Genomic DNA, 25124 nt, shown 5'->3' with positions numbered 1-25124 from the left:
CGCCTCCGGCGCCGAGGGGACGGACAGGGCCGGGGGAGGACCGGGCGCGTTCCGTCCCCGTAGCGTGTCCGCATGGGTATGAGCACGCACATGAGGACGAGTGGCGCGCGGGGCGCGCGGCGGCGGCTGGTCGTGATCGGCGGCGACGCGGCGGGCATGTCCGCGGCGTCGCAGGCACGCCGCATGAAGGGCCCCGGCGAGCTGGAGATCGTGGCGTTCGAACGCGGCCGCTTCACCTCGTACTCGGCGTGCGGCATCCCCTACTGGGTGGGCGGTGACGTCCCCGGGCGGGACCGGCTGATCGCCCGCACGCCCGAGGAGCACCGCGCGCGCGACATCGACCTGCGGCTGCGCACCGAGGTCACCGGGATCGACGTGGAAGGCGGGCGGGTACGCGCGCGCGACCTCGATTCCGGGGCCGAGTCCTGGACGCCGTACGACCACCTCGTGATCGCGACCGGCGCGCGCCCGGTCCGCCCGGACCTGCCGGGCGTCGACGCGCCCGGAGTGCACGGCGTGCAGAACCTCGAGGACGGCCAGGCGCTCCTGGACACGCTGGCCCGCACGCGCGGCCGGCGCGCGGTGGTCGTCGGCGCCGGCTACATCGGCGTGGAGATGGCGGAGGCGCTCGTCAAGCGCGGTTACGAGGTGGCGGTCGTCAACCGCGGCAGGGAGCCGATGGCGACCCTGGACCCGGACATGGGCCGCCTGGTGCACGACGCCATGGAGGGCATGGGCATCACCATGGTGAACGACGCCGAGGTCACCGGGGTGCTCACGGGGGACGACGGCCGGGTGCGGGCGGTGGTCACGCGGGACGCCGAGTTCCCGGCCGACGTGGTGGTGCTCGGCATCGGCGTGCGTCCGGAGACCTCGCTGGCCGCGGCGGCGGGGCTGCCGCTCGGCGCGCACGGCGGGCTGCTCACGGACCGGGCGATGCGGGTGCGCGGGTACGAGAACGTCTGGGCCGGCGGCGACTGCGTCGAGGTCCTCGACCTGGTCTTCGGCCAGGAGCGGCACATCGCGCTCGGCACCCACGCCAACAAGCACGGCCAGGTCATCGGCACCAACGTCGGCGGCGGCTACGCCACCTTCCCCGGTGTGGTCGGCACCGCCGTCAGCAAGGTCTGCGACCTGGAGATCGCCCGCACGGGGCTGCGCGAGAAGGACGCGCGGCGGGCGGGGTTGCGGTTCGTGACGGCCACCATCGAGTCGACCAGCCGCGCCGGCTACTACCCGGGCGCCTCCCCCATGACGGTGAAGATGCTCGCCGAACACCGCACCGGCCGCCTCCTCGGTGTCCAGATCGTCGGCCGGGAGGGCGCGGGCAAACGGGTCGACATAGCGGCGGTGGCCCTCACGGCGGGCATGACGGTGGAGCAGATGACGGCCCTGGACCTGGGGTACGCGCCGCCCTTCTCCCCCGTGTGGGACCCGGTGCTGGTGGCGGCCCGCAAGGCGGCGGCGAAGGTGCGGGAGGCCGGGGTGTGAGACCGGGGCGATCTCCGGCCGGGAGTTCACCGATTCGCCCGCCGCCCGGCGGGCACATGTCCCTCGTGGTCATTCCCGTTCATGACGTGAACCCGGTGCGCGGCACGCCCTGGGTGACGTACGCGCTGATCGCCGCGAACTTCGTGGTGTTCCTGACGATGCCCGGCATGGCCGGTTCGGTGACCGGCGACGGCAGTCTGGCCCAGCTGTGCCACCTCCAGGCGTACCTGGACCAGTGGGCGGCGGTGCCGCAGGAGCTGATCCACCACCGGATGCCGCGGCTGGTGCCCACCGGTGACGTCGGGGTGGGCCCGCAGGGGCCGGGCTGCGTGATCGCCCCGCCCGGCTACGACAAGTCCCCCGAGCTGAGCGTCCTGACGGCGATGTTCCTGCACGGCAGCTGGCTGCACCTGCTGGGCAACACGCTCTTCCTGTGGATCTTCGGCAACAACGTTGAGGAGCGGATGGGGCACCTGCGGTTCCTGTTGTTCTACCTGGTCTGCGGGTATGCGGCCGCGTACGGCTTCGCCCTGGTGAACTCCGGCTCCGGCGACCCGCTGATCGGCGCCTCCGGGGCGATCGCCGGTGTCCTCGGCGCGTACCTGGTGCTGTACCCGAGGGCGCGGGTGTGGGTCCTCGTCCCCTTCCTGATCTTCCTGCCGCTGCGGCTGCCGGCCTGGATCGTGCTGGGCCTGTGGTTCGTCCTCCAGGCGTTCTACTCCGCCGGGCAGGGTGTCTCCGACGCCGGCACGGTCGCCTACGTGGCGCACGTGGTCGGTTTCGTGGCCGGCCTGCTCCTCGCCTGGCCGCTCAAGCCCGGCACGCCCCCGCCGCCGGAACCGCGCGGCGTCCTCTTCGGGCGGCGGGCGCGGCGGGCCTGGTAGGAGCCGGCCGCACGAGGCCACGGCCGGCCGCGGCGGCGACCGGCCGTCCGGGTGCTTCGCCACGGGCCGCTCGGGACCGGGAGCCGGCGCTCCGCGTCCGGGAGGCGCCGCTCCCGGCCGTCTTGGCTGTCGTGCCGCTGCGGCCGGAGGGGCCGGCGGACGCTCCGGCCGGCGGGGCGGAGGTCCCGGGCACCCGGCCGTCCGGGGCACCCGGGGCCGGGCCGCGCCGCGGGCCGGCGGAGACGGCGGCTCAGGCCGCGACCGTCTCCGTGAGCCGCGCGGTGGCCTCCTCCCACGGGCCGGGTGCGGCGGCGAGCGGCCGCAGCCCCCGGGCCTGGCGAGGCGTCAGGCCGATGCCGAGGACGCCGGTGACGCGGTCCTCGTCGCCGTAGAGGGCGGCCAGGCGCAGCGGCTCCTTGTCCAGGCGCAGCATCTGGACGCGCCGGGCGCCGGCGAGGAGGCCGTAGGCGTGCAGCTTCAGGTCGTACTGGTCGGACCAGAAGTACGGCACCGGCTCGAACGGGCGGCGCACGCCGAAGCGTTCGCCGTCCAGCTCGGCGAGGAGGTTGCGGGCGGCGGCCAGCCCCTGCTCGCCGGCGTTCATCCGGTGCTCGACCCGGATCCGCCGCCCCAGCCCCGGGTGGTACCAGCGGGCGACGTCGCCGGCGCCGTAGAGGCCCGGTGCGGCGGCGCAGTACTGATCGCAGCCGAGGCCGTCGGACAGGTCCAGGCCGACGGCCTCGGCCGCGGGTCCGCGCAGCCAGCCGACGGCCGGTTCGGAGCCGATGGCGAGCAGGACGTCGTCGGCCTCCACGGTGGTGCCGTCGGCCAGTTCGACCCCGGTCGCCCGGCCGTCAGCGGTGGCGACGGCGGTGACGGTGGCGCCCGGGTACAGGATGACGCCGTGGTCGCGGTGGACCTCGGCGAGCAGTTCGCCGACCTCGCGGCCCAGGACGCGTTCCATGGGCGTGTCCCGGCTGCCGATGAGCGTGACGTGGTGCCCCAGTCCGCGGGCCACGGCGGCGGCCTCGGCGCCGAGGACGCCGCCGCCCACGACGGCCAGGCGCCGGCCCGGCTCGGCGAGCCGCCGCCGCAGGGCGAGCGCGTCCTCCAGGGTGCGCAGCACGTGCACGCCCTCGACGCCCTCGGTGCCGGGCAGGGTGCGGGCGCGCACCCCGGTGGCGACGACGACGCCCGCGCAGGTCAGGACGGTGCGCTCGGCGTCGTCCAGGGTGACCTCCCGCCGGGCCGGGTCACAGCCGGCGGCCCGGGTGCCCAGCCGCAGGTCGAGGCCGAGGCCCTCGATCCGTCCGGCGTCCCGCAGCGCGGTGCGCTCCGGCTCCCACGCGCCGGACAGCACCTGCTTGGACAGCGGCGGCCGGTCGTACGGCAGGTGCGGCTCGTCACCGACGAGGGTGATCGCGCCGTCCCAGCCGAGGCGGCGCAGCCCCTCGGCCGCGGCGAGCCCGGCCGCCGACGCGCCGACGACGGCGATGCGGGGGCGGGCGGCGCTCATTCGTGGACCTGGATGGCGGCGGCCGGGCAGATGGTGGCGGCGTCACGGACGGCGGCGTGCAGACCGGCGTCCGGGGTGGCGTTCAGCAGTACCACGATGCCGTCCTCGTCGCGCTGGTCGAAGACCTCCGGGGCCACCAGCACGCACTGGCCGGCACCGCAGCACTTCGCCTCGTCGACGGTGATGTTCATGAGGGGACTCCTTTGATGAGGGCGGGGGTGGGTGGGGGCGGGTTCACCAGGTGACCGGCAGGGCGTGGCAGCCGTAGATGACCATGTCCGTGCGGAAGGGGATCTCCTCCACCGGCACGGCGGGCCGCATCGTGGGGAAGCGGCGCAGCAGTGTGGCGATGACGACCTGGAGCTCGGCGCGGGCCAGGGCCTGGCCGAGGCACTGGTGGATGCCGTAGCCGAAGGCCACGTGGTGCTGGGCGTTGGGGCGGCCGATGTCCAGCCGGTCGGCGTCGGGGAAGACGGTCTCGTCACGGTTGGCGGAGGGCACGGCGACGATGACGCCCTCGCCCTTGCGGATGAGCTGCCCGCCGATCTCGACGTCCTCCAGGGCGGCGCGGCGGGGGCCGTTGCGGATGATGCTGTGGAAGCGCAGCAGTTCCTCGACGGCGCCGCGGATCAGGGAGGGGTCCTCGCGCAGCCGGTCGGCGGTCTCGGGGTCGAGCATCAGGGACAGGGCGCTCAGACCGATCATGTTGGCGGTTGTCTCGTGGCCGGCGACCAGCAGCAGGACGGCGAAGGCGACGAGGTCCTCGTGGGTCAGTTCGCCCCGGGCGTACTGCTCGGTGGCGAGCCGGCTGAGGATGTCGTCGCCCGGCTCGGCCACCTTGGCGCGCACCAGGCCGTCGATGTAGGCGAGCAGTTCGGCGCGGGCCGGGGCGCGCTCCTCCTCGCCGGTCTCGCGGGACAGCAGGGTGCCGGTCAGCCGCTGGAAGGTGTCGTGGTCCTCGTAGGGGACGCCGAGCAGCAGGCTGATGGCGAGCGAGGGCAGCGGCAGGGCGAGGGCCCGGACGAGGTCGACGGGGTGCTCGGAGCGGTCGGTGCGCTCCATCTCGTCGCACAGTTCGTCGGTGAGCCGCTGGAGGGTGGGGCGCAGCGCCTCGACCCGCTTGACCATGAAGTCGCGGGTGACCATGCGGCGCAGCCGGGTGTGCTCCGGCGGGTCCATGCGGATGAAGCCGCGCGCGGCGTCCGGGCGGGGGCTGCCGCCGGTCATGCCGCTGACCGGGTAGCCCGGGGTGGAGGTGTCGGAGCTGAAGCGCCGGTCGCCGAGGATCGCCCGGACGTCCGTGTAGCGCGTGGCGAGCCAGGCCCAGCTGCCGTCGTCCAGCGTGACCTTGGACAGCGGTTCCTCCAGGCGCAGCCGCGTCAGGCCCTCGGGCGGGTCGAAGGGGCAGCCGGACGGCGGCTTGGTGGGCAGCGGGGGAAAGGGTGCGGTGGTGGACATGCCGCTCCTTGTGTGGGGGGCGAAGGACCTTGGCTAACGCTTGTTAGCTTACACATGTATCCCTAGGGCGCGACACGGCCCCGTCCGACAAAGGAAGCGCGAAATTCGGGCGATGGCAAGGAAGTTGGACGTCACGGGCAGGCGGGGCGGTATCCCCCTGCGGGCCGCGCGGAGACCGCCGCACACCCGCGGGAAAGCACGTGCCTCCACAGGAGAGGGGGCGGGCGGGCAGCCATGGTGCCGGCGCGGCCGATGACGGCGGCCGGCGCGCGCGGGCTCCCCGCTCAGCGCTCCAGCAGCAGATCCAACAGCTCGTCCACGAACCGGTCCAGCCGCGCCGGATCCTTCTGACGCGGCATGACCCGCCACAACGTGATCCGCCCGTGCAGCGAGCACCACAGGAGGTACGGGGCTTCCGCCCGCGTCCCCCGCACCCGCCACCCGGCGTCCTCGCAGCGCTCCAGCGCCCGGGCCAGGCCGCGCAGCAGCAGCCCGGCCGGGTGGCCGTGGAGGCGTTCGTCCTCCACGGGGGTCTGCCAGGTCTCGCACATCAGGCGGTACTTGGCCGGGTTGGCCACCGCGAAACGGCAGTAGGCGCCCAGTTGGGCACGGAGCCCGGCCAGCGGGTCGCCCTCGGGCACCGAGGCGTCGGCCTCGGCCATGACCTCGGCCAGGCGCTCGTAGTGCTCCGCCAGGACCGTCCACACCAGTTCGGTCTTGTCGGAGAAGTGGCGGTAGATGCTCGGGGTGGCGATGCCGACCTCCCGGGCCACCGCGCGCAGCGACAGGGCGTCCTCGCTGCCCACCTGTTCCAGGAGACGTCCGCCGGCCCGCAGGATCTCCTCCCGCAGCCGCTCACCCTGCCCGCGCGGGTTGCGCGTGCGGGGCGCGCGCTCCGGAGCAGCACCGGCGGCGCGTCCCTCTCCGTCCTGCTCGGCCACCACCGTTCACCTCCTGCGCTCCGGCACCCGCCCCGCCCCGGGGCATCCGTCGTCGCCGCACCGGCCCGGCGGCGCGGGCGGCGGTGCGGGGCGCGGGCTCACCGGGGCACCACAGCGGTCGAAGACGGGAGCGACCGCACGATACCGACCCGACCGTACACGAGGCCGACCACCGGGCCGCGGGGCCCGCGGCCGGCCGGCGGCGCGGGCCCCGCGGCCCGGCCCCACGTGCGGGCCGGCGAGCGTCCGGGGGGACGCGCCCCACCGGTCCGGTCAGCGAGCCGTCCGGGTGTGGACGTACTCCACGAGGCGGGTCAGCGCGTCCGGGTCGGTGGTCGGCAGGACGCCGTGGCCGAGGTTGAAGACGTGGCCCTCCAGGCCGGCCGCCGCGTCCAGCACCTCGCGGGTCTTGGCCTCGACCGCCTCCGGGGAGGAGAACAGGACGGCGGGGTCGAGGTTGCCCTGCAGGGCCTTGCCGGGACCGACGCGCCGGGCCGCCTCGTCCAGGGGCACGCGCCAGTCGACGCCGACGACGTCGGCGCCCGCCTCGCCCAGCAGGCCGAGGAGCTCGCCGGTGCCGACGCCGAAGTGGATCCGCGGCACCCCGTACCCGGCGACGGCCCGGAAGACCTTCGCCGAGGCGGGCATGACCGAGCGCCGGTAGTCGGCGGGGGCGAGGGCGCCGACCCAGGAGTCGAAGAGCTGGACCGCGCTCGCACCGGCCTCGATCTGCACCTTCAGGAAGGCGGCGGTGATGTCGGCGAGGCGGTCGAGCAGGTCGGCCCACAGCTGCGGGTCGCCGTACATGAGCGCCTTGGTGTGCTCGTGGTTGCGGGACGGACCGCCCTCCACCAGGTAGCTCGCCAGGGTGAAGGGGGCGCCCGCGAAGCCGATGAGCGGCGTGGCGCCGAGCTCGCGGGTGAGCAGGCCGATCGCCTCGGTGACGTACGAGACGTCCTCGGGGGTCAGGTCGCGCAGCTGCGCCAGGTCCGCGCGGGAGCGGATCGGGCGCTCGACGACGGGGCCGACACCGGGCTTGATGTCGAGGTCGACGCCGATCGCCTTGAGCGGGACGACGATGTCGCTGAAGTAGATCGCCGCGTCCACGCCGTGCCGGCGCACCGGCTGGAGGGTGATCTCGGCGACCAGCTCCGGCCGCATGCAGGACTCGAGCATCGGAATGCCCTCGCGCACCTTGCGGTACTCCGGCAGGGAGCGCCCGGCCTGCCGCATGAACCACACCGGCGTGTGCGGCACCGGCTCGCGCCGGCACGCCTTGAGGAAGGCGGACTCGTACGTGGCTGTCGGCTGCTTGCCCGCGGGGCTGTCGTTGGCACTCACGACGGAAAGTCTCGCACGCCCCTGCGACAGCGGCGGACCGCGGTCCCGGCGGGCGGGGCGCGGGGGGTTTCCGGCCCGCGCGCCGCGCGATCCGGACATCGCGCCCGCAGGCGGGTGTCCCTCCCCGCGCCGGAGCCCCGTTCCGCTTAATCTTCCCCGCATGGCTGCGGCTCAGGGACGAATGTCGGACGGCGCTGGCGGAATGGACGACCCGAAGGGCACCGAGGGGGAGGTCCGGCACGGGGGCGCGGCGCCGCTGCCCTTCAGGACCGCGGTCGAGGCGCTGCGGGCCGCGCGGCTGCGGCCGCAGATCGCGGTGGAGCCGACGCGCCCGCCGCAGCGGCTCGCGCCGTACGCGTACGCGCTGGAGGCCGCGGTCATCGACGGTGACCAGGATCTGGCCGACGGGCGGCTGGTGCTGCTCCACGACCCGGCCGGCCACGACGCCTGGCGGGGCACCTTCCGGCTGGTGACGCTGGTGCGCGCGGAGCTGGAACCGGAGATGGCGGCGGATCCGCTGCTGCCCGAGGTGTGCTGGTCCTGGCTGACCGGCGCGCTGCAGGCGCGCGGCCTGGCGTACGGCGAACCCAGCGGCACGGTCACGCGCGCGAGCTCCCACTACTTCGGCGGCCTCGCGGCGCGCCCGTCCGCCTCGCAGATCGAGATCCGCGCCTCCTGGACGCCGCGCGAGGGCCTGGGCGGGGCGCCGGACACCGCCGCCCACCTGGCCTCCTGGTGCGATCTGCTGGCCCAGGTCGCGGGGCTGCCGCCGGCCGGGCCGGGCGACGCCTCGGTGGTGACGCTGCCGCAGCGGCGCGGTCCGCAGTCCCGGTAGCCGGCGGCCCCGGCCGCACGGCCGCCTCGCCTCCGGCCCGGCAGCGCCCCTGCGACTCCCGCCCCGGCCCGCCCCGGTGCCACCGGCGGCTCCCCACTCCCTCCCCCTCCTCTCCTTCCTCCCCGACCGGCTCTCCCGTGCCCGGCGGAACCACGCCGAAGATCACGTCACTTTGTCGATACGGCCACTTTCGAGCGCGTAACGACGCAGAGCGGAACCGTTCGGTCTTCGAATGATCGACCGCGTGTCCGAATTGCTCGGATTGTTACTCACCGAATCGTGATCATTCCCTAAAGGCGGGCTGGTCCGCTGCCGAAGACCACTGTGACCTTGAAAGCACGGTTCGTCCCGGCTTCTTCCCCCACGAGCCGGTCCCGTCCCCCACCCCCAGGAGGCCTGGTGTCCGTTCTCCTCGAGCAGCCCGCAAGCCTGGTCGCCTACCGCCCGAACAAGCCGACCGCCATGGTGGTCGTGGCCGACCCGCGCGTTCGCTCGACCGTCACCCGTCATCTGTGGGCGCTCGGTGTACGCGATGTCATCGAAGCCTCGTCCATCGCGGAGGCTCGTCCCCGCATCGGCAACCCCCGCGACATCTGCGTCGCCGACGTCCACCTCCCCGACGGCTCCGGCCTGACCCTGCTGTCGGAGACCCGCGCCGCGGGCTGGCCCAACGGGCTCGCCCTGTCCGCCGCCGACGACATCGGCGCCGTACGCAACGCCCTCGCGGGCGGTGTGAAGGGTTACGTCGTCACCGGCACCCGCACCAACGTCGGGCTCCCCACCCGGCCCGGTGCCGCCCCGATCGGCGCCGCCGCCGCCCGCCTGCACCGCCGCCCCCCGGGTGCCCCGAGCCACCCGGGCGGCTACCGCGAGCTGTCCGGCCGCGAGGTCGAGGTGCTGCGGCTGGTGGCCGAAGGCCAGTCCAACAAGGCCATCGGTGTTTCCATGGGCCTGTCCGCGCTGACCGTCAAGAGCCACCTCGCCCGCATCGCCCGCAAGCTCGGCACGGGCGACCGGGCCGGCATGGTCGCGGTGGCCCTGCGGACCGGCATCATCCACTGACGTCCCCATCCGCCCCTCCCCACCTGCCCCGCCCCTCCCCCGTTCCGCCCTCCTCCCCCTCCCCTCCCCTCCCCGGCCCTTCACCCGTGCCGACGGGATCGGCCGCCGGTTCCGGCCGCCCCCACCCACGCGGACTGGCCCCCTCACCGTCCTGACCGGCTCACGACCCCCGGGCTCCCGCCGACGGAACGTTCCGTCGGCGGGAGCCCTCGCCGCACGGACCCTCCCGTCCCGCCCGGGCACGGCCCCGACCCGTGCGAAGAGCCGTCCGGCCTGCCCCCTCGGAGCACAGCGGGGCACATCGTCGAGCGCTGCCTCGACTGCGGCCCGGGGCGTGTCCTCGCCCTCCCTCCAGAGGTGGGCGCACGTGTCGGGCGTGATGCTCGGCTCCGGGTGCCCCCGACACCTCCGGACGGTCCTCACGGACTCGCGGCGCTTGACCGGCGGAATCGCGCGGTAGGGGCGAAGACCCTGCGGTGCGGTCGCGGCCGGCGCCCGTTCGTCGCGGCCCGCAACCTCCAGCGCGGCGTTCGCGTGCTTCGGGACGCCGGACCACCGTGCCCGAGGGGAGCGCCGCACGGGCCTTCCCCGCGCGTTCGGGAGGAATCAGTAGCGCCTTGGCTCCACGGGCTCGCGCGGGCCGGTGCGGCCCCGGGGCTCCGCCTCCCACGGCAGCGCGGTGCGGCCCGGCCTCACGGGTCCCGGCCGACCCCGGGAAGACGCCTCCCGCGCCCTTTCCGGTGATGTCGCACGGACCGCCGCCCGACCCGCACCTCACGGCGCGGGAAACCGACGTGGCGCACTTCGAGGCCGCACGGTTCGCCCTCCTGAAGTCCGAGCAGGCCGCGCGCGGCACCAGGGCTTCTCCGCCCGGCCGGGGCGGCGACGAGGCCGGGGCCCGGGCGAACCCGGCGAGACGAGCGTCGCCATCAGCGGCGAGGAGGAAGACGGCGGCGTTCAGGAGGACGTGCCGGCGACGGGCCCGCCGGCCGGTCACGGAGACGGATCACTGGACGGGCGCATCGGGCGGCGGCAGGGAGACGGAGCCGTCGAGGTCCACCGACAGGACGCCGTCGACCGCCTCCAGGGCGGGGACGCGCTCCTCGGCCACAGTCCCCGACAGGGAGCCGAGCAGCGGTTGTTCACTCGTCACGCGCAGCCCGGTTCGGCGGAGCGCGCCCACCACGTGCGCGAACCGGTCGGGGTCGACCGCCAGGATGACCCCGACCGTCCGAGGGGCGTCCGGCCCGCTCACGGGACCTGGAGCAGTCCGGCGCCGACGTCCTCGGTGGCCTGTGGCAGGGGATAGGCGCCGGCCAGCAGACGTCCGCACAGCTTGTCCGCCGATTCGTCGGGGTACGCCTGCGCGTACAGCGCGAGGGCGCCCGCGACATGGGGTGCGGCCATGCTGGTGCCCATCATCGACTGGTAGCCGCCGCCCGGGGCGGCCGAGAGCACCCCCACGCCGGGAGCCGCGATGTTCACCTCGCCGCCCTCGCCGTTGATGGCGCCGCACGAGAAGAACGCGGTGGCCAGGTCCTTGTTCAGCGCGGCGACGGCGAGGATCGACGGGCAGTTGGCGGGTCGGCCGACCGGCCTGACCAGACCGGGCCGGTCGCTCTCGTTGCCGGCCGCGGCGACCGAGACCGTGCCGAGCCGCAGCGCCCGCCTGGCCACCTGCTCGTAGGTGTGCGGAAAGAGCTCCCCGGGCTCGACGGGTGCGCCGAGCGACATGGAGATCACCCGGGCCCCGCGCGACACGGCCCAGGACATGCCCGCGAGGATCTGGCCGTCCGTACCGGAGCCGCGGTTGCCGAGCACCTTGCCGGCCAGCACCCTGGCCTCGTGGGCGACCCCGTAGCGGGGCGCGTTCGACGGATCGGCGGGGCCCGCCGCCGTGCCGATGCAGTGGGTGCCGTGGCCGTGGCCGTCCTCCACGGTCTCCCCGGTGACGAAGGAGGCGGTCTCCTCGAGGCAGCCGGTCAGGTCCGGGTGGCTGGTGTCGACACCGGTGTCCAGCACGCAGATCTTGACGTCGCGCCCGGTCGGCGTGGAGAAGGGCGCCCGGATCGCCTGCAGGCCCCAGGTGCAGTTGGTCTCGTCCCAGGCGGGACCGCGGTGCGCGGTCACCTCGGCACGGGCCTGCCGGGCGACCTGCTCGTCGTCGCTGCGGTAGGCCGGGAACGAGTGGGTCGCCGTCCGTTCCGCCTCTGTGATCATCATGGCGTACACGTAGCGTTCCGGTTCGGCCGCGATGACGGCGGGATTGCCCTCGGCGGCGGTCACCAGCGTGTGGCGCTGGTCCGGATCGGTCTCGACGACCGCGACCCCGAGGTTGTCGAAGAGCACCGAGGTGTCGGCCCGGGCAAGGACTTCCTGGGATTCGCCCGGGTCGGCTCCCGACACCCGCTCGACGGCTCGGACACCGGCCGCGGAGCGCAGGTTCTCCAGGCCCTGCCGCGCATCGGCCTGGTCCAGCAGGATCATGTACCGGCCGGTGTACGGCGATGCGTGATTTTGTGCTTCGGCCCGCTCCGGCCGGCCGCCGGGGGGTCCGCTGACAGGTCCGTTCATTGCCCCATCCACTCCGTGCGCTGCCCGATTGCGGAGGTGCGCCGTCTGTGCGGCAAGGCTCGGATCATGCGGGTCCACCGCGCAACGGCGCGTTGCCGTTCGCCGGCGTAGCAGTCGGCCCCTCATCCCACGATCCTCCTGTCCGGGCAACCCGGCAAGGCGCTTGCGCCGTCACGGGGGCGTTCCGCAAGGCGTCCCGGCCACGGTGGCGGACGGCCGGACCCGCCGGCCAGGGACAGGCGGGCCGGATGGGCCGGACAGGCCGACGCGCGGTGCCCGGCCGACCCGCCGGCCACCGGGTGCCCCTCGACGACGACCGGGAGGACGGCCCGGCACGGGACCCGGGCGCCGGCTCCCGTGCAAGAGGCTCGACGGCCGACGGACGCGGTGGGCCGCCTCCCGCCGACGTCCGCGTCGTGAGGCCGGCCCACCGCCGGATACCGCACGCCTGCGCGTACGGGACGCGCCTCGTGCAGGGAGCCGGAACGCAGGGCGACGGCGGAAGCCGCCTCCGGCCGGATGTTCCTGGGCGCCGGGCTGCCGTCCGGCTGCGGGACGTGGATCACCGGGGTTCCCCCGCCGCGGGAAGGGAGATCACCGTATTCGCCGGTGCCGGCATCGCGGACGGGCACCGACTGGAGAGCCGTACCGAGGATCGACATGCGGATGTGAGGTGGAAGGCGCGCGCACCACGCCCGACCGGTCACCGCGTCGGCTCACCGCGGTCGTCACCCGACCGACGGCCGTCGCGAAGACGCGCCGGTGACGGCCGTCCCCGGCCTCGACCGGCTGGTCCCGCGTCCCACCGCCCGCCGCCGCGGGCACCCCGAGGCCGCGCGAGGGCGGGAAACGCCCGGAAAGCACGACAAGGGCCGAGAAGTCTTTTCCGCAGGTCAGCCGAACTTTCGGCCGAAACCGCAGGTCAGCAGATCGCTCAGTACAGATACCCTTGACATGTGACCGACGCCCACGAGACCACAGCAGACCGTTCACCACGAACCACCGGAGGCGCCCCTCCGGACGACGGCGGACCGTCTGAGACTCAGGCGCCGATCCCTTTGCTGGAGCCGCGCGAGGGCATTCCGCCGGTGATCGCGGACGAGGCCTCCCTCGCCCGCGTGACCGCCGCCTTCGCCGCCGGGTCCGGCCCCGTCGCCGTCGACGCCGAGCGCGCCTCCGGATACCGCTACGGGCAGCGCGCCTACCTGGTGCAGCTGCGCCGCCAGGGCGCCGGGACGGCGCTCATCGACCCCGTCGCCTGCCCCGACCTGTCCGGTCTGGGCGAGGCCCTGTCCGGCGCGGAGTGGGTGCTGCACGCCGCCACCCAGGACCTGCCCTGCCTGCGCGACATAGGCATGGTGCCCACCCGGCTGTTCGACACGGAGCTGGCCGGGCGGCTCGCCGGCTTCCCGCGGGTCGGCCTCGGCGCGATGGTCGAGAGCGTCCTGGGTTTCGTCCTGGAGAAGGGGCACTCCGCCGTCGACTGGTCCACGCGCCCGCTGCCCGAGCCCTGGCTGCGGTACGCCGCCCTGGACGTCGAGCTCCTCGTCGACCTGCGCGACGCGTTGGAGAAGGAGCTGGACCGGCAGGGCAAGCTGGAGTGGGCGCGGCAGGAGTTCGACGCCATCGCCACCGCGCCGCCGCCCGAGCCCCGCAAGGACCCCTGGCGCCGGACGTCCGGCATGCACAAGGTGCGCCGCCGGCGGCAGCTGGCCGCCGTCCGGGAGCTGTGGCAGGCCCGGGACCGGATCGCGCAGCGCCGGGACGTCTCACCGGGCAAGGTGCTCTCCGACGCGGCCATCGTCGAGGCCGCGACGGCCCTGCCGCCCAACGTGCACGCGCTCGCCGCGCTGAACGGGTTCGGGCACCGCATGGGCCGGCGGCAGCTGGAGCAGTGGCAGGCCGCGATCGACCAGGCCAGGGCGCTGCCGGAGTCCGCGCTGCCGCAGCCGGGGCAGGCCGTGGCCGGTCCGCCGCCGCCGCGCGCCTGGGCCGACAAGGACCCGGCCGCCGCCGCCCGCCTGTCGGCGGCCCGCGCCGGGGTGACGGCGCTGGCCGAAGAGCTGAACATGCCGCAGGAGAACCTGATCGCGCCGGACACGGTCCGCAGGGTGTGCTGGGAGCCGCCGAGTTCCCTCGACGCCGAGTCGGTCGCAGCCGCGCTCGCCGGGTACGGGGCCCGGCCGTGGCAGGTGGAGCAGGTGACGCCCGTGCTGGTCACCGCCCTCGCGGCGCGTCCCTGACGGCCCGTACGGACCCCGCCGGCCGCTCCCGGGCCCCGGACGGGCGGGGCCACCCGGGCCCGGCGCCCCACCGGCTCGCGCCCGGCACCCTGCCGGCCCTACCGCCCCTGGTTCCGCGACGTCGAGATCACGCCAGGATCTCCGCGGGGCCGGGGGCGCTCGCGTACCCGCGCGCCCCCCGAAAGGTGTGACCTTCACCGCTCCGGGCGGGGGGACTGGGCAGCTACGTTACCCACAAGTAGCATGGAGGCTGAGCGCGCGCTCAGTGCATGCGTGCCGCAGCAGTGCCACCCAGCACCCTGGAGGAGAGCCATCGTGCCTCGTACCGTCAGGGACGTCGTCTTCGTCGACGGCGTCCGCACCCCGTTCGGCAAGGCGGGCCCGAAGGGCGTCTACCACGAGACCCGCGCCGACGACCTCGTCGTGAAGGCGATCCGGGAGCTGCTGCGCCGCAACCCCGGCCTCGACCCGAAGACGATCGACGAGGTCGCCATCGCCGCGACCACGCAGATCGGCGACCAGGGCCTGACCATCGGCCGCACGGCCGGCATCCTCGCCGGTCTCCCCCAGTCGGTCCCGGGCTACTCGATCGACCGCATGTGCGCGGGCGCCCTGACCGCCGTGACCACCGTCTCCGGCTCCATCGCCTTCGGCGCGTACGACGTCGCCATCGCGGGCGGTGTCGAGCACATGGGCCGCCACCCGATGGGCGAGGGCGTCGACCCGAACCCGCGGTTCGTCAGCGAGAAGCTGGTCGACGAGTCGGCCCTGTTCATGGGCATGACGGCGGAGAACCTGCACGACCGGTTCCCGCACCTCACCAAGGCGCGCGCCGACGCGTACGCGGTGCGTTCGCAGGAGAAGGCCGCCAAGGCCTACGCCAACGGCAAGATCCAGGCCGACCTGGTGCCGGTCTCGGTGCGCCGCACCGACCCCGAGGGCGGCGAGACCGGCTGGGGCCTGGTCACCGCCGACGAGCCGATGCGCCCGGGTACGACGCTGGAGAACCTGGCGAACCTGAAGACGCCGTTCCGCGTCCACGGCCGGGTCACCGCGGGCAACGCGGCCGGCCTGAACGACGGCGCCACCGCCTCGGTCATCGCCAGCGAGGAGTTCGCCCGCGAGCACGGCCTGCCGGTGAAGATGCGCCTGGTCTCCTACGCCTTCGCGGGCGTGGAGCCGGAGGTCATGGGCTACGGCCCCATCCCGGCGACGGAGAAGGCCCTGGCCAAGGCCGGCCTGTCCATCTCCGACATCGGCCTGTTCGAGATCAACGAGGCCTTCGCCGTGCAGGTGCTGGCCTTCCTCGACCACTACGGCATCGCCGACGACGACGAGCGCGTCAACCAGTACGGCGGCGCCATCGCCTTCGGCCACCCGCTGGCCTCCTCCGGCGTCCGCCTGATGACGCAGCTGGCCCGCCAGTTCGAGGAGCAGCCGCACGTCCGCTACGGCCTGACCACCATGTGCGTCGGCTTCGGCATGGGCGCGACGGTCATCTGGGAGAACCCGCACTTCGAGGGGGACAAGTGAGCACCACCGCCGAGCTGTTGAAGGGTGCGGCCGAGCTGTTCCCGGGCGAGGTCGTCACGCAGGCGCACGTACGCCACTTCGACCTGCCTCTCCAGGCGGGCCGTTTCGCGCTGATCACCCTGGACAACGGGCACGACCACACCAAGCCGACCACCTTCGGCCCGCAGTCGCTGGCGAACCTGAACGCCGCCATCGACCAGGTGGAGAAGGAGGCCGCGGACGGCGAGATCGTCGGCGTCGGCATCACCGGCAAGCCGTTCGTCTTCGCCGTCGGCGCCGACCTCAAGGGCGTCGAGCTGCTGAAGGAGTGGGACCACGCCCACGCCATCGGCAAGGGCGGCCACGACGTCTTCAAGCGCCTGTCGGGCCTCGCCGTGCCGACGTTCGCCTACTACAACGGCGCCGCGATGGGCGGCGGCGTCGAGGTCGGCCTGCACTGCACCTACCGCACGGTGTCCGCGGCCGTCCCGGCGTTCTCGCTGCCCGAGGTGTTCCTCGGCCTGGTCCCCGGCTGGGGCGGCTGCACGCTGCTGCCGAACCTGATCGGCGCCGACAAGGCCGTGACGGTGATCATCGAGAACAGCCTCAACCAGAACCGGCAGCTCAAGGGCGGGCAGGTCTACGAGCTGGGCATCGCCGACGCGCTCTTCGAGGGCGCCGACTTCCTCGAGCAGTCCCTCGTCTGGACCGCGTCCGTCCTCAAGGGCGAGATCGCCGTCGAGCGTCCGGCGATCGACCGCGGCGAGGCCTGGGACCAGGCGGTCGCGCGCGGCCGGTCCATCGCCGACTCCAAGGTGCACGGCGCGGCCCCGGCCGCCTACCGCGCCCTGGACATCATCGCCGCCGCCAAGGACGGCGACCTCCAGCGGGGTTACGACGCCGAGGACCGGGCGCTCGCCGACCTGATCATGGGCGGTGAGCTGCGCGCCGGCCTCTACGCCTTCAACCTGGTGCAGAAGCGCGGCAAGCGCCCGGCCGGCGCGCCCGACAAGTCGCTCGCGCGTCCGGTCACCAAGGTCGGCGTCGTGGGCGCGGGCCTGATGGCCAGTCAGCTCGCGCTGCTGTTCCTGCGCCGCCTGGAGGTGCCGGTCGTGCTGACCGACATCGACCAGGAGCGGATCGACAAGGGCGTGGGCTACGTCCACGCCGAGATCGACAAGCTGCTCGGCAAGGGCCGCGTCAACCAGGACAAGGCCAACCGGCTCAAGGCGCTGGTGACCGGTGTCCTGGACAAGGCCGAGGGCTTCGCGGACGCGGACTTCGTCATCGAGGCCGTGTTCGAGGAGATGGGCGTCAAGCAGCAGGTGTTCGCGGAGGTCGAGGCGGTCGCCCCGGCGCACGCGATCCTCGCCACCAACACCTCCTCGCTGTCGGTCTCCGAGATGGCCTCGAAGCTGGAGCACCCCGAGCGGGTCGTCGGCTTCCACTTCTTCAACCCGGTCGCCGTGCTGCCGCTGCTGGAGATCGTGCGCGGCGAGAAGACGGACGACGCCTCGCTGGCGACCGCGTTCGCCGTCGCCAAGAAGCTGAAGAAGACCGCGGTGCTGGTCAAGGACGCCCCGGCGTTCGTCGTGAACCGCATCCTGACCCGCTTCATGGGCGAGATCCAGAACGTCATCGACGAGGGCACCCCGGTCGAGGTCGCCGAGAAGGCGGTCGAGCCGCTCGGCCTGCCGATGTCGCCGCTGGTGCTGCTGGAGCTGGTCGGCCCGGCGATCGGCCTGCACGTCTCCGAGACGCTCAACCGGGCGTTCCCGGACCGCTTCACGGTCTCCCCGAACCTGAAGGCGGTCGTCGAGGCCGGCAAGCGCGGCTTCTACGTCTACGACAGCGGCAGGCCCGAGCTGGACCCGGAGGTCGCCGCGCTGCTGAAGCAGGGCGACACCGTCCTCACCGAGGAGCAGGTCCGCACCCGCGTGCTCGACGCGGTGGCGCAGGAGATCGGGCTCATGCTCGACGAGGGCGTCGTCGCCGAGCCGCAGGACATCGACCTGTGCCTGATCACCGGCGCCGGCTGGCCCTTCCACCTGGGCGGCATCACGCCGTACCTGGACCGCGAGGGTGTCTCCGAGCGGGTGACCGGCAAGCGGTTCCTGGAGCCGGGGGTGGCGTCGGTCCCGGCGTGACGGCTCACGTGGGACGAAGGGCCTTCGCGGTGCGCGAAGGCCCTTCGCCGCGTCCGGGCCCGTGGAGCGGGGGACGAGCACGACGGCGTTCCAGCCGCCCGCGCCCTCGGTGGTGCGCGGACCGCCCGCCGGATGTCCGGCCGCCGCGGTGCCGCCCGCGCGGGACGCCGGCGTCCGGCGGCCCGGACGCGGGCCGGAGCGGGTGCGGCCGGCCCGCGCGCCGTCGCCGGGCAGGCCGGTGACGGCGGGGCGGTCGCGTGGACGACCCGGTGCCCCGCCGCGGACGTCCGGCCGTCAGACCTCCCGCCACTCCTGGAGCGCCAGCCCCGGCTCGTCCTTGCGCCGGGTCAGCAGGAGCCGGCCCGTCGACGGGGCGAGGGCGGCGGCGACCACCCGGCCGTCCTCGTCCAGCGTCAGGGACACCTCGGCGTCCTCGGGGAGGCGGGGGCCGGTCTCCGCCCACCAGGCGCCGGCCGGCTCCTGCTCGGTGGGGTAGGCGGCCAGGGCGAGACGGCCGCTCGCCGCCCGCTGGGCGAGCAGTGTGCAGTCGTGGCCGTCGATGACGCAGCGGACGGCGGAGACCGGGCCGGGACCGGCGGCGGCGAGCAGGGGCACGGGCTTGCCTCCGGGGCGCCAGGCGCACAGGTCGCCGGCGTCGTCGGTGAAGAAGACGGTGGTGTGCCCGGCGGAGGTGGCGAGCGCCCGGAGCGTGCCCGGCCGGACCGGCACCTCGATCCTCTCCCCCAGGACCGGCTGCGCGCCCGCCTTCTCCTGCGCCCAGTGCAGGATGGCGCCGGGGACCGCCGCGTACAGTTCGACCCTGCCGGACTCGCCGGTCACCGCGGCGGGCTCCTCCTGGACGTCCTTGCCCTTGAGGTCCCGCCAGGGGTCCCAGCCGCCCTTCTCCTTCTGGGCCCGCATGCTGATCCCGCCGCCGCCGTTGCGGACGAAGACGTGGGCGCGGCCCTGCGCGTCGACCGCGACGGCGGGCGTGCCGGTGCGGTCGCCCGTCTTGTTGGGGTGGCCGATCGGCTGCCAGTCCAGGGGCGCGAGCCGCGGCCGGAAGTGCGTGCTGTGCACGAGCCCGGACTCGCCGGGGACCGTGGGGCGCCAGGCGACCAGGTGGGTGTAGCGGTCGGCGCCCTGGCCGACCGAGAGTCCCGGGTGGAGCTTCTGGTCGCCGCCGGCCGTGCGCGGTGCCTCCCAGGGCCCGCCGGGCCCGAGCTCGGCGCGGCACCGCACGGTGTCGCGCGACGGCAGATAGACGCAGAGGCGGCCGTCCCGGCCGCGAAGGAACCACTCGCCGTTCACCCGTTCACTCTATGCGGGGCGGCGGCACCGGTGGCGGGCGGGTCCGCCCGGCCGGGGGCCGGCGTGCGACCCTGGCCGCATGGACGACAACACCCCTCTGCTCGTGATCGTCGACGCGGCCAATGTCGTCGGGTCGGTGCCCGACGGCTGGTGGCGGGACCGGCGCGGGGCCGCGGAGCGGCTGCGGGACCGGCTGGCGGCGGACGGGGTGCCGGGGCGCGAGGGCCCGGTGGAGATCGTCCTCGTCGTCGAGGGCGCCGCCCGGGGCGTGGAGGCCGCGCCCGGTGTCCGGGTGGAGGCCGCGCCCGGCAGCGGCGACGACCACATGGTCGATCTGGTCGCGCGGGCGGGCGACCGGCCCGTCCTGGTGGTGACGGCCGACCGCGAGCTGCGCCGCCGGGTGACCGAGCTGGGGGCGCGGGTGACGGGGCCCCGGACGGTCCGGCCGGCGTGACGCGCGGGCGCGCCCCGCGCCCGTGCCGGTTCCGCCGCCTCACCGGCCGCCGCCGCGTACGTACAGCACCGCCCCGTCCACCGTCCCGGCCGGCACGTACCCGTGCGCCAGCAGCCGCCGCAGCCCCGGCACCCGGTCCGGCCCGTAGGGCTTGCCCCGCGAGTCGTCGACGACCAGGGCGGGCGGATGCCGGTCCATCTCCCGGTGGAAGACCGCCCAGGTCCCCACGACGGCGTACTTCTCGCCGACCCGGGAGCCGTTCCGGCCGCCGCTGTAGTTGGTGAGCAGGCCCGCGGTGAGGTAGCGGGTGGCGGGGGTCCGGCCGGCGAGCCAGTACGTCTCCGGGTGCATGCCCCAGACCAGGACGCGGTCGCCCGGTGCGGTACGGGCCGCGACGGTGCCGGCCAGGCGCCGGGCGTGGTCGAGTTCGGCCCGGGGCGCGCACAGGCCCCAGACCAGGAACAGGACGCAGCAGCAGGCCGAGGTGCGCGATGCCGCCGTCCGCCGCTCGGGGGGCAGGCCGCGCAGGGCGGAGGCGGCCAGCAGGGCGAGGGGCGGGAGGAGTTGCAGGTAGTAGTGGCCGAAGAAGTGGAAGCCCGCGATGACCGCGCCGCCCGACGCGGCGAGCCACAGCCACAGGTCCGCCGTACCGCCGCGCCCGCTCTCCGGCGTTCCTCCCCCTGCGCGGCCGCCGCGACCGCCCGCCGGCCCCCTCGCCCCCTCACGGCCGGCGCGCAGGCTCCTGGCGATCGGCGGGAGCAGTCCCGCGCAGGCGACCGCCAGGATCGCGGCGTTGGCCAGCCCGCGGGCCAGCGCGTGCGGCCCCGAGCTCCCGAGTGAGGCGTACGTACCCGAGCCCGTCACCGTCCAGAAGAGGAAACCGCCGGGGTCGGTGACCAGGGCCCCGCCCAGGACCGGGGCCGCCGCCCCGGCTCCCAGCCGCAGCGGGCCGCCCCGCCCGCCGCCCCGCGTCCACCACAGCCACAGCACCGGCACGAGGACCGCGCCGCCCGTCTGCTTGGCGAGGAAGGCGCAGCCGGCGGCGAGGCCGGCCGTGCCCCAGAGGCGGCGGTCGGCGCACCACAGCGCGGCCGCCGTGCACGGCAGTGTGAAGAGCTCGAACGTCGCGGCCTGGGCGTCCTCGGGATTGAGGCCGACGGAGACCAGCAGGTACAGCGTCCCGGCCGTGCGGCCCGCCGTGTCGCCCCAGCGGCGCCGGGCCAGGGAGGCGAGCGCCAGCGCGGTGGCGAGCTGGGCGAGGACCGCGAGGATCCGTACCGGCGTGAGCGACTCGGACCCGGCGACGGCGAACGCTCCCTGGTACAGCCACGGCACGAGCGGCGGTTTGCGGTCGACGACCGTCTGGTACAGCTCGCCGCCCTGCGCCAGCAGGCGTGCCTGGACGGCGAGGTAGCCCTCGTCGGGGTTCCACAACGGGCGGGTGAAGGACGGGATCCGGGTGACGCAGGCCAGCAGCGCGAGCAGGGGGAGCAGCCGGGTCCAGTACCCGGCACGGGCCCGCCGGCTGGATACCGTGCGTGACGGGGCGAGGGACTGCGCGCACATGGCTGCACGCTATCCGGCCCCGCAGTCACCACCTAGGGGGACATACGGGGCCGAAGGCTGCTGTCGGCGGTGACGGCCGCGACTACTTGCTGTCACCTCCCGACGGCTTGAACACCTCGCCGACCGGGGTCTCCTCCCCCCGGCCGAGGCGGCTGTGGGGGCGGCCGTAGAGGAAGTAGACGACGATGCCGATCGCCATCCAGAGGGCGAACCGGACCCACGTCTCGGCGGGCAGGTTGAGCATCAGCCACAGCGAGGCGCCCACCGACAGGACCGGGATGACCGGTACCCAGGGGGTACGGAAGGCCCGGTGCAGGTCGGGGCGGGTGCGGCGGAGGATGAGCACGCTGACGGCGACGATGACGAAGGCGAACAGCGTGCCGATGTTCACCAGCTCGGCCAGCTCGCTGAGGCTGGTGAAGCCCGCGACGATCGCGATGACCACGCCGAGCAGGATGGTCGGCCGGTGCGGGGTGCGGAAGCGGGGGTGGACGTGGGAGAAGAAGCGGGGCAGCAGCCCGTCGCGGCTCATCGCGAAGAACACCCGGGTCTGGCCGAGCAGCAGGATCATGCACACCGTGGTCAGGCCGACGGCGGCGCCGAAGCTGATCACGCCCGCGTAGAAGGGGTGCCCGGTGGCCTTGAACGCGTCGGCGAGCGGGGCGTCGACCGACAGCTTGCTGTAGTGCTGCATGCCGGTGACGACGATCGACACGGCGACGTACAGGGCGGTGCAGATGAACAGGGAGCCGAGGATGCCGCGGGGCATGTCCCGCTGCGGGTTCCTCGTCTCCTCGGCGGCCGTGGCGACGATGTCGAAGCCGATGAAGGCGAAGAAGACGACGGAGGCGGCGGTGAAGATGCCCATCACGCCGAAGTTGGCCGGGGCCCAGCCGAACATCAGCTGGATCAGCGGGGAGTGCAGGCCTCCGCCCGCCTCCTGGGGCTGCGGCTTCGGGATGAAGGGGTCGTAGTTGGCCCCCTTGACGAAGAAGGCCCCGGCGATGATCACGACGAGGACGACCGCCACCTTGACGGCGACGATGATCGAGGTGAGCCGTGCCGACAGTTTCATGCCGAGGACGAGGACGGCGGTCAGCACCAGGATCAGGGCGGCGGCGAGGATGTCGAAGCCGAAGCCGTCGGCGCCGTCCCGGCCGCCCAGCGCCTCGGGCATCTGCCAGCCGGCGTTGTCCATCAGCGACCGGATGTAGCCGGACCAGCCGACGGCGACCACCGCCGTGCCGAGCGCGAACTCCAGGACGAGGTCCCAGCCGATGATCCAGGCGGGCAGCTCGCCGAGCGAGGCGTAGGAGAAGGTGTACGCCGATCCGGCCACCGGGACGGTGGAGGCGAACTCGGCGTAGCACAGCGCCGCGAGCGCGCAGACGACACCGGCCACGACGAACGCCAGCGCGACGGAGGGCCCGGCGTTGTTCTTGGCGACCGTGCCGGTCAGGACGAAGATGCCGGTGCCGATGATGACGCCGACACCGAAGACGGTCAGGTCGAACGCGGACAAGGACTTCTTGAGCGCGTGCTCCGGTTCCTCGGTATCGAGGATGGACTGCTCGATTCTCTTCGTCCGGAAGAGACTGCTGCTCATGGAATACCTCCCACGCTTGTCGTCCTCGACATGCTCGACATGACCGAGAGGGGGCGTGGTACCCATGCCCGGACGTGGGTGGAATCACACGGATGGGCCGGTCCCGCCACTGCAACGAGTGGCGGAACCGGCCCATCCGGAGGCAGGCGGTGCGCCCGTCAGTCGCGGGCCGCCTCCACCTCGGTCCGGGCACGGTCGTACCGGCCGTCCAGCTTGGCGACCAGCCCGGTGACCTGGCGGGCGATGTCGGGCGCGGTGAGCCCGATCTCGGCGAGGACCTCGGCGCGGGAGGCGTGGTCGAGGAAGCGCGGCGGGATGCCGAAGTCGCGCAGGGGGACGTCGACGCCCGCGTCGCGCAGGGCCTGGGCGATGGCGGAGCCGACGCCGCCGACGCGCGAGTTGTCCTCGACGGTGACGACGACGCGGTGGCGCTCGGCGAGCGGGGCCATGGCCTCGTCGACGGGCTTGACCCAGCGCGGGTCGACGACGGTGGTGGAGATGCCCTGGCTGTTGAGCAGCTCCGCAGCCTCCAGGCACATGGGGGCGAGCGCGCCGACGGAGACCAGCAGGACGTCCGGGGTGTCGGTGCCGGGCTCGCGCAGCACGTCCATGCCGCCGACGCGGCCGACGGCCGGTACGGCGGGGCCGACGGCGCCCTTGGAGAAGCGGACCACGGTGGGGGCGTCCTCGACGGCGACGGCCTCGCGCAGCTGGGCGCGGACCTGGTCGGCGTCGCGCGGGGCGGCCAGGCGCAGGCCGGGAACGACCTGGAGGATCGACATGTCCCACATGCCGTTGTGGGAGGCGCCGTCGGTGCCGGTGATGCCGGCCCGGTCCAGGACGAAGGTGACGCCGCACTTGTGCAGGGCCACGTCCATCAGCACCTGGTCGAAGGCGCGGTTGAGGAAGGTGGCGTACACGGCGAAGACGGGGTGGACGCCGGCGTGGGCCAGGCCCGCCGCGGAGACGGCGCCGTGCTGCTCGGCGATGCCGACGTCGTACACCCGCTCCGGGAAGCGCTTGGCGAACTTGTCCAGGCCCACCGGCTGGAGCATGGCGGCGGTGATGGCGACGATGTCCTCGCGCTCCTCGCCGAGCTTGACCATCTCGTCGCCGAAGACGCTCGTCCAGTCGGCGCCGGAGGTGGCGATCGGCAGGCCCGTGTCGGGGTGGATCTTGCCGACGGCGTGGAAGCGGTCGGCCTCGTCCGCCAGGGCGGGCTGGTAGCCGCGGCCCTTCTCGGTGAGGCAGTGCACGATGACGGGGCCGCCGAAGCGCTTGGCGCGGGTGAGGGCGGACTCCAGGGCCTCGATGTCGTGGCCGTCGATGGGGCCGACGTACTTCAGGCCGAGGTCCTCGAACATGCCCTGCGGGGCGATGAAGTCCTTCAGGCCCTTCTTGGCGCCGTGCAGGGTGTCGTAGAGCGGGCGGCCGACAACCGGCGTGCGCTCCAGGACCTCCTTGGTGCGGGCCAGGAAACGCTCGTAACCGTCGGTGGTGCGCAGGGTCGCCAGGTGGTTGGCCAGGCCGCCGATGGTGGGGGCGTAGGAGCGCTCGTTGTCGTTGACGACGATGACGAGGGGGCGGTCCTTGGCGTCGGCGATGTTGTTCAGCGCCTCCCAGGCCATGCCGCCGGTCAGCGCGCCGTCGCCGATGACGGCGACGACGTGGCTGTCGCGCTTCTTGAGCTGGTTGGCCTTGGCGATGCCGTCGGCCCAGCCCAGGACGGTGGAGGCGTGGCTGTTCTCGATGACGTCGTGCTCGGACTCCGCCTGCGAGGGGTAGCCGGACAGGCCGCCCTTCATCTTCAGCTTCGAGAAGTCCTGACGGCCGGTGAGGAGCTTGTGCACGTAGGACTGGTGGCCGGTGTCCCAGAGCACCTTGTCCTTGGGCGACTCGAAGACGCGGTGCAGGGCGATGGTGAGCTCCACCACGCCGAGGTTGGGGCCGAGGTGGCCGCCGGTCTTGGAGACCGCGTCGACGAGGAAGGTCCGGATCTCCCCGGCCAGCTGGTCCAGCTCCTCCAGGCTGAGCCGGTCCAGATCGCGCGGTCCCCTGATGCGGGTCAGCAGCGGCACCCGTGCCTCCTTGCAGTAGAGCTGTTCGAGCTGTTGCCGGGCCTGTCGAGTCTAATGTTCCGGCCCGGCGGCCGGTGCCCGGGCGTGCGTCGTACGTTACGCGCA

General features: G+C 74.2%; 19 protein-coding genes. 8 read left to right on the top strand and 11 right to left on the bottom strand.

Annotated elements, in window-relative coordinates; genetic code table 11:
• Nucleotides 1-72 precede the first annotated feature (72 nt).
• Together ACSU6Z_RS23230 and ACSU6Z_RS23225 are read left to right on the top strand one after the other, a co-directional pair.
• The gene (locus tag ACSU6Z_RS23230) at nt 73-1491 is read left to right on the top strand and encodes an FAD-dependent oxidoreductase (protein WP_437048381.1); all 1419 of its coding nucleotides are present in this window, start codon (nt 73-75) and stop codon (nt 1489-1491) included.
• Nucleotides 1492-1556: 65 nt separating this feature from the next.
• The gene (locus ACSU6Z_RS23225) at nt 1557-2375 is read left to right on the top strand and encodes a rhomboid family intramembrane serine protease (RefSeq protein ID WP_437048379.1); all 819 of its coding nucleotides are present in this window, start codon (nt 1557-1559) and stop codon (nt 2373-2375) included.
• A gap of 250 nt (nt 2376-2625) precedes the next feature.
• Here the strand turns inward: ACSU6Z_RS23225 and ACSU6Z_RS23220 are convergent, their stop codons facing one another.
• From ACSU6Z_RS23220 to hemE, 5 genes are all read right to left on the bottom strand, one after another.
• Nucleotides 2626-3891, bottom strand: a complete 1266-nt coding sequence (locus ACSU6Z_RS23220) for an NAD(P)/FAD-dependent oxidoreductase (RefSeq protein ID WP_437048377.1) — start codon at nt 3889-3891, stop codon at nt 2626-2628.
• Nucleotides 3888-4082: a ferredoxin gene (locus ACSU6Z_RS23215; protein WP_437015134.1), complete on the bottom strand. Its 195-nt coding sequence runs from the start codon at nt 4080-4082 to the stop codon at nt 3888-3890. The genes ACSU6Z_RS23220 and ACSU6Z_RS23215 overlap by 4 nt, the downstream gene beginning before the upstream one ends.
• 43 nt (nt 4083-4125) lie before the next feature.
• Complete coding sequence (locus ACSU6Z_RS23210) at nt 4126-5349, bottom strand: cytochrome P450 (protein WP_437048375.1); 1224 nt, start codon at nt 5347-5349, stop codon at nt 4126-4128.
• Nucleotides 5350-5633: 284 nt separating this feature from the next.
• On the bottom strand, nt 5634-6290 hold the full coding sequence (locus ACSU6Z_RS23205) for a TetR/AcrR family transcriptional regulator (RefSeq protein WP_437048373.1): 657 nt from the start codon (nt 6288-6290) through the stop codon (nt 5634-5636).
• A gap of 273 nt (nt 6291-6563) precedes the next feature.
• Complete coding sequence (gene hemE / locus ACSU6Z_RS23200) at nt 6564-7631, bottom strand: uroporphyrinogen decarboxylase (protein WP_437048371.1); 1068 nt, start codon at nt 7629-7631, stop codon at nt 6564-6566.
• Between the two features lie 160 nt (nt 7632-7791).
• Here hemE and ACSU6Z_RS23195 point away from each other — a divergent pair, with 160 nt between their 5' ends.
• Together ACSU6Z_RS23195 and ACSU6Z_RS23190 are read left to right on the top strand one after the other, a co-directional pair.
• A complete protein-coding gene (locus ACSU6Z_RS23195; RefSeq protein WP_437048369.1) occupies nt 7792-8466 on the top strand; it encodes a DUF3000 domain-containing protein in 675 nt (224 codons plus the stop codon).
• 399 nt (nt 8467-8865) lie between these two features.
• Nucleotides 8866-9528, top strand: a complete 663-nt coding sequence (locus ACSU6Z_RS23190; protein ID WP_003993737.1) for a response regulator transcription factor — start codon at nt 8866-8868, stop codon at nt 9526-9528.
• Between the two features lie 1006 nt (nt 9529-10534).
• Here the strand turns inward: ACSU6Z_RS23190 and ACSU6Z_RS23185 are convergent.
• Nucleotides 10535-10783 carry a hypothetical protein gene (locus ACSU6Z_RS23185; protein WP_437048367.1) on the bottom strand — a complete coding sequence of 83 codons (249 nt, stop codon included), beginning with the start codon at nt 10781-10783 and terminating at the stop codon, nt 10535-10537.
• Nucleotides 10780-12015, bottom strand: a complete 1236-nt coding sequence (locus ACSU6Z_RS23180) for a S8 family peptidase (RefSeq protein WP_437048366.1) — start codon at nt 12013-12015, stop codon at nt 10780-10782. The genes ACSU6Z_RS23185 and ACSU6Z_RS23180 overlap by 4 nt, the downstream gene beginning before the upstream one ends.
• A 1043-nt stretch (nt 12016-13058) precedes the next feature.
• On the opposite strand from ACSU6Z_RS23180, the gene ACSU6Z_RS23175 reads away from it, so the two are divergent.
• The 3 genes from ACSU6Z_RS23175 to ACSU6Z_RS23165 all read left to right on the top strand — a co-directional run bounded on the left by ACSU6Z_RS23175 (nt 13059) and on the right by ACSU6Z_RS23165 (nt 18004).
• Complete coding sequence (locus tag ACSU6Z_RS23175) at nt 13059-14345, top strand: ribonuclease D (protein ID WP_437048364.1); 1287 nt, start codon at nt 13059-13061, stop codon at nt 14343-14345.
• 315 nt (nt 14346-14660) lie between these two features.
• On the top strand, nt 14661-15878 hold the full coding sequence (locus ACSU6Z_RS23170) for a thiolase family protein (protein WP_437048363.1): 1218 nt from the start codon (nt 14661-14663) through the stop codon (nt 15876-15878).
• Nucleotides 15875-18004 (top strand): 3-hydroxyacyl-CoA dehydrogenase NAD-binding domain-containing protein, encoded by a 2130-nt coding sequence (locus ACSU6Z_RS23165; RefSeq protein WP_437048361.1) that lies wholly within the window; start codon nt 15875-15877, stop codon nt 18002-18004. The genes ACSU6Z_RS23170 and ACSU6Z_RS23165 overlap by 4 nt, the downstream gene beginning before the upstream one ends.
• A 294-nt stretch (nt 18005-18298) precedes the next feature.
• Here ACSU6Z_RS23165 and ACSU6Z_RS23160 read toward each other — a convergent pair whose 3' ends face one another.
• Complete coding sequence (locus ACSU6Z_RS23160) at nt 18299-19315, bottom strand: hypothetical protein (protein ID WP_437048359.1); 1017 nt, start codon at nt 19313-19315, stop codon at nt 18299-18301.
• Between the two features lie 79 nt (nt 19316-19394).
• On the opposite strand from ACSU6Z_RS23160, the gene ACSU6Z_RS23155 reads away from it, so the two are divergent.
• A complete protein-coding gene (locus tag ACSU6Z_RS23155) occupies nt 19395-19769 on the top strand; it encodes an NTP pyrophosphohydrolase (protein WP_437048357.1) in 375 nt (124 codons plus the stop codon).
• A gap of 39 nt (nt 19770-19808) precedes the next feature.
• On the opposite strand, the gene ACSU6Z_RS23150 is transcribed toward ACSU6Z_RS23155, so the two are convergent.
• The 3 genes from ACSU6Z_RS23150 to dxs form a co-directional block, all read right to left on the bottom strand.
• Nucleotides 19809-21335, bottom strand: a complete 1527-nt coding sequence (locus ACSU6Z_RS23150; protein WP_437048356.1) for an ArnT family glycosyltransferase — start codon at nt 21333-21335, stop codon at nt 19809-19811.
• Between the two features lie 82 nt (nt 21336-21417).
• Entirely contained in the window at nt 21418-22941 is a 1524-nt protein-coding gene (locus tag ACSU6Z_RS23145; protein ID WP_437048355.1) for an amino acid permease, read from the bottom strand.
• A 158-nt stretch (nt 22942-23099) separates the two neighbouring features.
• A complete protein-coding gene (gene dxs / locus ACSU6Z_RS23140) occupies nt 23100-25019 on the bottom strand; it encodes a 1-deoxy-D-xylulose-5-phosphate synthase (RefSeq protein WP_437048353.1) in 1920 nt (639 codons plus the stop codon).
• Nucleotides 25020-25124: the final 105 nt, after the last annotated feature.

Origin of the sequence: Streptomyces sp. enrichment culture (assembly GCF_964273145.1) — a bacterium.
GTDB lineage: Bacteria > Actinomycetota > Actinomycetes > Streptomycetales > Streptomycetaceae > Streptomyces.
Note: the sequence above shows the minus strand (reverse complement) of the source record. Positions and strands in the feature narration are given on the sequence as shown.

Coding starts and splice junctions, on each gene's coding strand:
- ACSU6Z_RS23210 (WP_437048375.1), bottom strand. CDS start 5,349: ATGTCCACCACCGCACCCTTTCCCCCGCTGCCCACCAAGCCGCCGTCC.
- ACSU6Z_RS23195 (WP_437048369.1), top strand. CDS start 7,792: ATGGCTGCGGCTCAGGGACGAATGTCGGACGGCGCTGGCGGAATGGAC.
- ACSU6Z_RS23180 (WP_437048366.1), bottom strand. CDS start 12,015: ATGATCCTGCTGGACCAGGCCGATGCGCGGCAGGGCCTGGAGAACCTG.
- ACSU6Z_RS23145 (WP_437048355.1), bottom strand. CDS start 22,941: ATGAGCAGCAGTCTCTTCCGGACGAAGAGAATCGAGCAGTCCATCCTC.
- ACSU6Z_RS23220 (WP_437048377.1), bottom strand. CDS start 3,891: ATGAGCGCCGCCCGCCCCCGCATCGCCGTCGTCGGCGCGTCGGCGGCC.
- ACSU6Z_RS23155 (WP_437048357.1), top strand. CDS start 19,395: ATGGACGACAACACCCCTCTGCTCGTGATCGTCGACGCGGCCAATGTC.
- ACSU6Z_RS23215 (WP_437015134.1), bottom strand. CDS start 4,082: ATGAACATCACCGTCGACGAGGCGAAGTGCTGCGGTGCCGGCCAGTGC.
- ACSU6Z_RS23230 (WP_437048381.1), top strand. CDS start 73: ATGGGTATGAGCACGCACATGAGGACGAGTGGCGCGCGGGGCGCGCGG.
- ACSU6Z_RS23150 (WP_437048356.1), bottom strand. CDS start 21,335: ATGTGCGCGCAGTCCCTCGCCCCGTCACGCACGGTATCCAGCCGGCGG.